General features: G+C 66.3%; 9 protein-coding genes. All 9 read right to left on the reverse strand.

The features are described from left to right. The coding region (locus tag VN520_RS02195; protein WP_325745108.1) for a hypothetical protein at positions 1-198 on the reverse strand (198 nt) is incomplete at its 3' end. Between the two features lie 152 nt (positions 199-350). Further along, positions 351-668, reverse strand: a complete 318-nt coding sequence (locus VN520_RS02200; protein ID WP_325745109.1) for a hypothetical protein — start codon at positions 666-668, stop codon at positions 351-353. Continuing rightward, positions 668-985, reverse strand: a complete 318-nt coding sequence (locus tag VN520_RS02205; protein WP_325745110.1) for a hypothetical protein — start codon at positions 983-985, stop codon at positions 668-670. The genes VN520_RS02200 and VN520_RS02205 overlap by 1 nt, the downstream gene beginning before the upstream one ends. 127 nt (positions 986-1,112) lie before the next feature. Further along, positions 1,113-2,327 carry a helix-turn-helix domain-containing protein gene (locus VN520_RS02210; protein WP_325745111.1) on the reverse strand — a complete coding sequence of 405 codons (1,215 nt, stop codon included), beginning with the start codon at positions 2,325-2,327 and terminating at the stop codon, positions 1,113-1,115. Between the two features lie 58 nt (positions 2,328-2,385). After that, positions 2,386-3,384: a restriction endonuclease subunit S gene (locus VN520_RS02215; protein ID WP_325745112.1), complete on the reverse strand. Its 999-nt coding sequence runs from the start codon at positions 3,382-3,384 to the stop codon at positions 2,386-2,388. 259 nt (positions 3,385-3,643) lie between these two features. Further along, positions 3,644-6,328, reverse strand: a complete 2,685-nt coding sequence (locus VN520_RS02220) for a class I SAM-dependent DNA methyltransferase (RefSeq protein WP_325745113.1) — start codon at positions 6,326-6,328, stop codon at positions 3,644-3,646. Positions 6,329-6,420: 92 nt separating this feature from the next. Further along, entirely contained in the window at positions 6,421-7,140 is a 720-nt protein-coding gene (locus tag VN520_RS02225; RefSeq protein ID WP_325745114.1) for an RloB family protein, read from the reverse strand. Beyond that, positions 7,140-8,393, reverse strand: coding sequence for an ATP-binding protein (locus VN520_RS02230; protein WP_325745115.1), 1,254 nt, complete (start codon positions 8,391-8,393; stop codon positions 7,140-7,142). The genes VN520_RS02225 and VN520_RS02230 overlap by 1 nt, the downstream gene beginning before the upstream one ends. Positions 8,394-8,454: 61 nt before the next feature. Continuing rightward, positions 8,455-9,186 (reverse strand): response regulator transcription factor, encoded by a 732-nt coding sequence (locus tag VN520_RS02235; protein ID WP_325745116.1) that lies wholly within the window; start codon positions 9,184-9,186, stop codon positions 8,455-8,457. Positions 9,187-9,219: the final 33 nt, after the last annotated feature.

Here is a 9,219-nt window from a genome sequence, read left to right on the forward strand (position 1 = left end):
GTCCATCCATGGCTCACCGGTCGACAGCCGGTTGAGCCGGCGCACGGCGGTGCTGAGGCGCTTGGTCAGCAGTGTGTGGCTGAGTGACCTGCGCTCGTCATCGGCGAGGTCCGGCCCACTGACGTGCTGCCAGCGCATCGCCTTGAGCTGCTTGAGGAACGGCCGCTCGGCCTCTTCGAGTTCCGCCGCATTCCGCATCCGCCCCACCGCCGCCATTCGCCCGCGCCCCTCGTCGTACCACCGCGCCTGCCGTCCCGTCGGACCATTGTGCGACAGGAGATCATGGGGTGTCCGGGGTCGCGCAAAGCCCCCGGCGGCGGCCAGGGGGCTTTGCGGTTGTACGACATGGTTTACGTCGCCGAGGAGTACGTTCCCTCATCGCGACCGCCGGGGAGTCGGCCGCCCCTGCTCTCGGCGATACGAAGCGCGTCACACAGGGCCTCGGTCAACCGGGACGAGAGGAAACGGAGCTCACCCGGGTGAGCCTTCGGGTCGTCGAGGAGGGCCTGGGCGTGGCCGACCAGCTGTGCTCCTATGTCCAGCTGCACGGCCTCCACGTCGTCGGCGAGACGCGAGACGTACCCGCCGCTCCCGTCGGCGGAGAGAAAACAGGGCTTGCCGTCCGTGCCGGCCCAGGGAAGGAGCCGCCGCATGCGGATGTCGTCCATCAGGCAGCGACCTTCACGCCGTGGATGCGGCGGGGTCCGGTATCGATGCCGTGGGTGGCGAGCCACAGGGCCCGGCGACGCTGACGCTGGAGCCGGAACTCGTCCGGGGCCAGGAGGTACGGGCGGACGAGCGGGGAGTCCTCGCCTCGGAGGAGAGAAACAGCGCGGGGCGCAGGGGTCTGCGGGGACGCGGCCACGGGCGCTCCCTCCCCCAGGTGCCGGTGCCGGCCTTGCGTCGGGAGCAGAAGTCCCAGCGTGAGCGCGATGAGGCGGGCGATACAGTGCGGCATGTCGACCTGCTTTCTCAGGTTGGCCATGCCCCCGGGCCGTGTCAGCGGTCGCGGGGGTCCGTCGTGTCCGACGGCGCTGCAACGCTAGAGAAGGGATGATCGCCCAGCCAGGGACATACTGTGCCACTGCGTGGCCCGGATAGGACAAGACGTCCTACCCGTCAAGGTTCAGCCGGTCCGCGAGCTCCGTGACAGCCGAACTGCGACGCCGCTCACGGCCTCTGAGATCGGCGACGAGACGGCGACTTGTGGAGTGGTAGCGCATCCACTCCGGAGCCGTGCGCTCAGCGGTGAGCAGCGCCTGAAGCGCACCGTCGTCCTTGTTCAGACCGGCGTAGGCAAGCGCCCGGTCCACGTGGAAACGCGCGCGCCACGTCGGAGGCAGCGAAGCCAGATCGGGCACTGCCCTGGCTGCTCGCAGGGCTTCCGCGCACTCTTCCATCTCCACCAGGAAGTTGACCTTGGCTACCCCCACATTGGTTGGCCCAAAGGGCGTCGCGTAGTCCAGCCGGTCGGTACCCATTCCGGCTGCCGCCGCACTCGTCAGATTCAGCAGCTCCCGAACCGTGTCCCGCTTCCCCTGGCGGACCGCAGCAGTTGCGGCGCGGAGTAGAAGTACTCCCCAGAGCGCCAGCTCTACCGGCGCTGAACGAAAGTTGGGCTCGATACGCTCGGCGGTGGCCGTAGCAATCCTTTCGGCATCGGCCAGCCGCCCCTGCTTGGTGAGCACCCAGGCAAGGCTGGAGACGCCGACAGTCGCAAGGTGGGGATCATCGCCCTTAGCAGCGGCTTCCCTTGCGCGTTCAAGGGCGGTGAAGGCCGCGTCCTCCTTGCCTAGTGCGGTCAGGGTCGTGGCGGCAACCTGGTACGCCTCCGCAAGAACGGACTGGGCAGCTGCGGCCTCGGCACTGCCGTATGTGCGAGTTGCAGCACGCGCATCATGGATCAGCTGAGGCAGCAGAGAACCAATCTCCCCCATGCGTCCCTCGCGCCGGATGACCTCAGTGGAACGCAGCGCGGCTTGTAACGCCGCGATGGTGGGCGGCTCTTCGGTGTCCGACTCCTCGCCGAGCAGGTCGGATACGGGGGAAACGGCCTGCCGGAGAGCCAGTACGGAAGGACGATCACCCTCGTCCCGCACTTCGAAGTTCGTCGGCTGTCCGACGAGGAGCGACGGCTCCACATCAAGGGCACTGGCGAGCGCGTTGAGCGTGGTCAGACGAGCGGTTTCCCGCACGCCTTGCTCAAGCTTCCTCACGATGTCGATGGAGAGACCCGCCCGTTCGGCAAGCCCCTCCTGCGTCAACTTCCGCCGCAACCGCAACCGCGCGATGCGGTCCCCGATGCTGGATTCTTCGTGGAACTGCATGACCACTCCTAGGAGCAGGATTTGCCGACCACGCTACGCCCGCCGAGCCTCGTACGGGTCAGTGCGGAGCGAAGTCACTCGGAGGTGGAAGCACGAGTCCTCGCGCGCTGGGCCACCCGCCCGCCAGCAAGTCGTCCACGATCCCAGCCCTCATCTGACGGAGCTTCGCAAGCTCGCTTTCCTCACGGCGAACTCTGTCATCACATGCTGCGAGAGACTGCACGATCGTGCGTTGCTGTTCAAGATCGACTGGAAGGTCGATCTCAAGTTCACGGAGCCGGGTCGGGTTAACGTTGACCTGTTGGACCGCAACGGTCGAAATGGCTTTCACCCGCTGTCTGATCAGCGGGTGCCGCAACCACTCCGCCAGATATTCAGGGGTGATCCGACCAAGGTCCGGGTTCAAGCGTACCAAGTAGGAAGCAAACGTCGCTCTCGGTAGTTCATTTTCCCATACCGCAGATTTTCCGACGTGCTCGATACTGTTGGTTCGATTGAACAATACGTCTCCACGACGGAGCATCAGCCTTTCCGAAACGGGGGCCGGGCTGAAACGAAGGTCTGTGACTTCCACACGCCCCTCGCGAATATTGTTCATCCGGAGAACCGGAATGCCCGTAGGCTCCTTGACCAGCGCATCGGATACGCCATAGTCGATAGATGGAACGACCTCCCGGAGTGGCACACGAACCCATGCCTCCCTAGGCTTTTCATGCCCCACGGACGCAATGAAAGAAAGCAACAAACCGGAGCGCACATCACGGATCTTCGCGATGGACGCAACGATGGAGCGCTCGAGGGGGTTCACGGAATCAAGCAGAGCAACAATCCGGCGTTGCGCAGACAAAGAAAACTTGGGGATCAGAAATCCCTGAATATCCGCTTTCGAAATCTTGAACTGTCCGCTTGTGCTGCGCATCGACGCTTCGATCTGCCTGCGGAAATAGGGGGACCGGACAACTATACCCAAGAAATCTGCGTCAAGCTTCGTCGGATCCGGTACGAGCCGATAGATCAAGTCGGGCAGCATCAATTTTCGACGCGTTTCAGGCACCACGCATCCCACCCCCACCAACCTTCGAGAACCATTTGCCCTCGCGATCAGTACATCTTGAGGCCTCACCTCCAACGCCGGGCGAGGTGCGACATCCGCAGGGAGTCGCTTTGCGCGTTCAGGCCTAAATTCTCCTGAAGTGATGGCGCCCACGCTCAGCACACCCCACTCCTCCGAACCAGGCGACTGTGACTCACAAGTCGGACTCCATCCGGCCTCAATGCGCTGCAGGAAGCAGGAAAGCGGAGCCCAGCCAGTCATTTCACTTTGCATAGCCCAGCTCCCTCAACATGCTGTTCAGGAACTCGGCAGCTTCACCACGTCGCGTTTCGATGTCTCGAAGCGATACCTCGTACTTGCCCACCCACTCATGGAACGATGCCACCAACTCACGGCGCAAACTCACCACATGGCCGCCAAGCTTCCGAACGATGTCCTCCCGCAGCACCCCCAGCACCGCGTCCCTCTCGGCGTCAGCTGTCAGCCCCCGCCGCACACGTGTGAGTCGAGGCAACTTCTCCTCACCCGGGGCCCCCGCCCGGACCTCCCCCACTAGCTCGTCCAGCAACGACCCCTGCACGTCCGCCTCTACCGCCACCGTCTCAGCTGTAACAACAACCCTCTTCGCCTTCGGCTTCTGCCCCGCCGCGATCGGCCAGAAGTCGTCCTCCAGCTCCGTGACCGCCTTACCCGCCGCCGTCCGGTCCCGCTTCAGCTTGGCCAAGACCTTCGGCGCGAGCACCGCCTTTGCCAGCTCCGGGTCGATCTCCGCGTCCTCGTCACCCGCCTCGGCCGCCGCCTTCGCCTCGGCCAGTGCGGCCTCCGCGTCCAGGGCCGCCTTCACCTGGGCGTCCAGGTCTGCCTTCACCCGGTCCGCCGCCGCCAGCTCCTCCAGGAAGTCCGGTGCGATCGCGGCGACCACCTTGTGGGCGTAGGCCTGGCGCCGTTCCGCCGCCGAGCGCTTGCGGCTGCCGCCCGTGCTCGGGTCCGGTTCGGGCGCGAGCATCGTGGTGACCATGTCGATCCAGCCGTCGATCACCCCGCCGAACCCGTTCACGGAGAGCGCGGCCAGGTCGTATTTCGCGTCGTGCCACCACCCTGCGACCGCACCCGCCAGCGCGTACCGGTCCAGCAGTCCGACTTCGAGCAGCCGTGTCCGGAAGGAGTCGATCAGGTCGGCACGCAGCCGGGCGATCTGCGCCTTGCGTTCGCCCTCCGTGCGGTCGTCGCCGTCCAGCGGCGTCAAAGCCGTGATCTGGCCGGCCTCGGACTGCCACCACTCCTCGAACGCCTTCCAGAGCACCGCCTCCCGCACACCCGCGAGCTCGGTCAGCTTCGCCGCGTCCGGCCGCTCGCCCTCCGGCAGGAAGTCCACGTACTCCGGATCGCCCTCGCGCGCCGCGAACAGGTCCAGTGCCTGCACCCCGTACGCGTCCAGCAGCGGTTTCTTCGCCTCGATCTCGGCGACGGGCACCCCACCCACCAGGTGAGCCCGTACGTCCTGCGGCTCCGGCGGCGGGGTGTTGTCGACGTACCGGCGGATGTTGAGGTTGTCCGCGTTCTCCGCCAGCTCGCTCCGGTCGACGACCCTGGCGAAGCCATCGACGTCTGCGTAGGCGTGGAACGTCGAGACGATCTTCTCCACATGCTCCGGCAGAAGCACGCTCTGCGCCCGTACCGCGTGGAACTCGCGGTCGGCGTTGATGAAGAGGACCTTGTCCCGCTGCGCCTTCGGCCGCTGCCCCGGGGCCCGCAGAACGATCACACAGGCCGGGATCCCGGTTCCGTAGAACAGATTCGGGGCCAGGCCGATGACCGCTTCGATCATTTGCGCGTCCAGCAGCTTCGTACGGATCTTCTGCTCGCCGCCGCCCCGGAACAGAACGCCATGGGGCATGACCGTGAAGACCGAACCACCGCGCCCCTGCACCATGTGCAGCATGTGCTGGAGGAACATCAGGTCGGCCTTGCCCTTCTCGGGCGACTCCCCGTACGGCATCCGCTCCTTCAGGTGCGGCACCTGGTCCTGCTTGTAGTCCATGGAGAACGGCGGGTTGCTCAGCACCAGGTCGAACTCGCCGCCCTGATGCAGCGGGTTGGTGAGGGTGTCCCCCGTCTTCAGGGAGAAGTGCTTGGTCCCATGGAAGAGCATGTTCATGGTCGCCATGACCCAGGAGCCGCTGTTGGCGTCCTGGCCGGCCAGCAGCAGGTCACCGGAGTCACCGCCGTGCTCGTCGATGTACTCCTTGGCGTGGATCAACATTCCGCCGGAGCCCACGCACGGGTCGTAGATCCGCATGCCGGCCGTCGGGCGGGCCAGCTCGACCATCATCCGGACCACCGCACGCGGGGTGTAGAACTCGCCGCCCTTGCTGCCCGCCGAGTCCGCGAAGTCCTTGATCAGGTACTCGTAGGCGGCACCGATCATGTCAGGGAACTCGAAGTCCTCACCGCGCAGCCGGATCGACCCGAAGTGCTCCACGAGCGCGGACAGCCGCTTGTCCGCGAGCTTCGCCGCCGAGGATCCCTGTCCGGCACCGCCGCCGATGCGGTTGAAGTTGACGTGGCTGAACAGGCCCCGCAGCTCGCTGTTGCCCTGCTGGGACTCCAGCTTGTCGAGCGCCGGCTGCAGATACTGCGTCGCCACATCGTCCACCGCCCCGGCCAGCCGCTCCCAGCGGGCCTCCTCCGGGACGTACAGGACACCGCGCAGCCGGTAGTTCTGGTAGGTCTCGGTCTCCTCCCGAGCTTCCTCAGGTGAGGAACCGGCAGCCAGAGCCTCCGCCTCGATCGCGTCCCGCGCGGCCTCGAACTCGTCGTTCACCCGTTTGAGGAAGAGCAGCACGAAGATGAAGTCGCGGTACTCCGCCGCATCCATCGTGCCGCGCAGGATGTCCGCCGCGGCGAAAAGATGGCGTTCCAACTGCGCGAGCGTGAGCTTGGCCACGTACGGCACTCCCTCTGCGTCCTACGGTTTCGTCGAGATCCACCGGGAAGCCTACGACGGAGAAGAGGGCAGGAAAGACCGTTCGCATCCGGTCAGTACTCGCGGACGCCGAGCCCTTCCTCCACGAAGCGATACACGTCGGTATACGGATCCCACCGGTTCTGGTCCGTACGCCCGGCGTGTGCCGCGTTCCGCTGTTCCGCGAACTTCCGGGCCTTCTCGTACCGGCCCCGGAGCTGCTCCGGCATCACACGCTTCGCCGTCTCCGGGGAGACGCTGCGGATGGTCGGACCGTAGGTCTGCGTGAAGCCGGGCTGCTGCTTGAGGCGGTCGGCGGCGCTGTCGCAGACGCCCCCGAAGGTGCTCGTGTAGTTCTGGTAGTGGAACAGCCGCCACAGCTCGAAGCAGGGATGTGAGTAGGCGATCCGTACGCCGGCCCTCTTCGCCCTGGAGAAGGCGGTGGGAATGTCCTCGTGCCGGTCACGGTCGAAGAGGCACCAGACCTGTGGCCAGTTCCAGTCGGTCTCCTCCAGACCGGCCTTCCTCGCAGCCTTCTCCGCCGAGGTCACGAAGGGGATGGCCTCCTCCACCAGCGGCAGCGGCTTGCGACGCTTCGTCGGTGCGGTGAGGTTCTTGAAGAGGATCTCGACACTCTGCCCTGGCTCCTTGGGCGTGCCGTGGTCCCGTACGTACTCGATGAAGCCGGGCTCGGTGACCTCGCCCTCCGTGAGGACGTAGACCTCGCGCGGGCGCAGCTCCGGCGGTGTCTTCTTCTTACGGCCCGGAGTGTCCCTCCCCCTGTCCCTCGCCATCAGGAACCCTCAGCCTCCCCAGCCCGTACTGCCAGAAGTTTCCGCCCGATCTGCCCCGCCGACAGTTTCGGCACACCCCCGAAGGCCCCCGCGAGGTAGGAGTCCGTGAGGTCCTCGTCCTCACCCGGTTCCACATCGCTCAGCGGGTAGATCTCCGTGGCCCCGTCCCGGTCCTTCTGGGTGAGCCAGATCTGACCCGGTTCCAGCTGCCGGCCGCCCCTGGGCGCGCTCAGCAACGAGGGGTCGTGGGAGGTGAAGACGAGCTGGGCGCCCTTGGTGTTGGCCCATGGCGCCTGGAAGAGCCGTACGACCTCCGCCGCGAAACGCGGGTGCAGGCTGGCGTCCAGTTCATCGATCAGCAGCACCGCGCCCTCGTCGAGAGCGAGCAGGAGCGGGCCGATGAGGGCGAACCAGGAGCGCGTGCCGAACGACTCGCGCTTCCAGTCGAACGGTACGGGCGTTTCACTTCCGCCCCCGTGCAGAAGCCTGACCACCGGCGACTGGCCCGGCCTCTGTTCCACCTCGGCCCCACTGATGCCGAGATCCGCGACACGCAGCAACTCCTCGATCCGCTCCCTGGACCGCTCGTCCAGCAGTCGGCGGGCGGTGAACGCCTCGCGCTGCGCGATTTCGGTCTCCGGAGTGATGTCCCAGAGGTTTCGCTTGAACCAGTTGAAAATGCGCGTGAGCTGCTGATGGTTGTCGTTGGCCGCCCGGGACAGCAGGAGCGCGTCCGGTCGAGTCATCCGAGCCAGCAGGGCACGGTCCTGGACCCGGTCGCCAGGGAAGTCGAAGACCTTCTCCCGGCCCGCGTCACGGTCGAACCACACCTGCCGACGGCCCTTGGGGTAGGCATGCAGCCACTCGGACTCCACGCGCTGCGCGCCCAGTTCGAACCCGTAGGTCCAGCGGACTCCGTCATCGAAGACGAAGTCGGCTTCGTAGAAGGAGCTTTCATCTCCGGCCTTGGGGTCCAGAGCGAACACGTCGCGCGGGATCCCCTGGTACGACGTCCACTCTCCGTACGAGCTGAGTACGGCTTCTCGCATCTTCTTCAGGGCGAAGATCACGTTGGACTTGCCCGACGCATTTGCGCCGAAGATACCCAGCAGCGGATAAACCTGGAGATGCTTTCCGTCGGAGAGCTCGACCGTGCGCGCGACGTCGGATTCCTCGCCGGCCGGTACGACGAAGGACAGTTCCTGCTCGTCACGCAGTGACCGGACATTCGCCGTGCGGAAACCCAGCAGCATGCCGTCCTCCTCTCGTCGCGCACAGGCTAACGGTGTGATCGTGTACGCGCCTACCCGGGGCTCAGACCAGCCGTCGCGCCGTCGCCCACCGCGTCAGCTCGTGCCGGTTGGAGAGCTGGAGCTTACGCAGCACGGCCGAGACATGGGACTCGACCGTCTTCACCGAGATGAAAAGCTGCTTGGCGATCTCCTTGTACGCGTATCCCCGGGCGATCAGCCGCAGCACCTCACGCTCGCGCTGCGTCAGCCGGTCCAGGTCCTCGTCGACCGGCGGGGCGTCCGTCGAGGCGAAGGCGTCCAGGACGAACCCGGCCAGCCGCGGCGAGAACACCGCGTCGCCGTCCTGGACCCGGAAGACGGAGTCGACCAGGTCGGTGCCGGTGATGGTCTTGGTGACGTAACCGCGGGCGCCGCCGCGGATGACGCCGATGACGTCCTCGGCGGCGTCCGAGACGGACAGCGCCAGGAAGCGCACCGGGTTCTCGACCGCGCCCATCATCGGGGCGCAGCGCCGCAGCACCTCGACACCGCCGCCTCCCGGGAGGTGGACGTCGAGGAGGACGACCTCGGGGCGGGTCGCGGTGATCACGGTGACCGCCTGGTCGACGTCGGCGGCCTCGCCGACGACCTCGACCCCGGTCTCCTCGGTGCGGCCGATCTCGGCCTGGACCCCGGTGCGGAACATCCGGTGGTCGTCGACGAGCACGACCCGCACGCGACGCCCGCCCGCACCGCCGCCCTCGTCCGAACCGGTCGGCTCCACGGGCTCGTTCGCCTCGGTCGCGTCACTCATGTCGTCGCCGTCCTCTCCATTTCCAGCTCGACT

Origin of the sequence: Streptomyces sp. (assembly GCF_035563135.1) — a bacterium.
Taxonomy (GTDB): domain Bacteria; phylum Actinomycetota; class Actinomycetes; order Streptomycetales; family Streptomycetaceae; genus Streptomyces.

Bases quoted from the DNA above. Each gene is read 5' to 3' on its own strand.
- VN520_RS02225 (WP_325745114.1), bottom strand. From the start codon at position 7,140: ATGGCGAGGGACAGGGGGAGGGACACTCCGGGCCGTAAGAAGAAGACA.
- VN520_RS02200 (WP_325745109.1), bottom strand. From the start codon at position 668: ATGGACGACATCCGCATGCGGCGGCTCCTTCCCTGGGCCGGCACGGAC.
- VN520_RS02230 (WP_325745115.1), bottom strand. From the start codon at position 8,393: ATGCTGCTGGGTTTCCGCACGGCGAATGTCCGGTCACTGCGTGACGAG.
- VN520_RS02235 (WP_325745116.1), bottom strand. From the start codon at position 9,186: ATGAGTGACGCGACCGAGGCGAACGAGCCCGTGGAGCCGACCGGTTCG.
- VN520_RS02205 (WP_325745110.1), bottom strand. From the start codon at position 985: ATGGCCAACCTGAGAAAGCAGGTCGACATGCCGCACTGTATCGCCCGC.
- VN520_RS02210 (WP_325745111.1), bottom strand. From the start codon at position 2,327: ATGCAGTTCCACGAAGAATCCAGCATCGGGGACCGCATCGCGCGGTTG.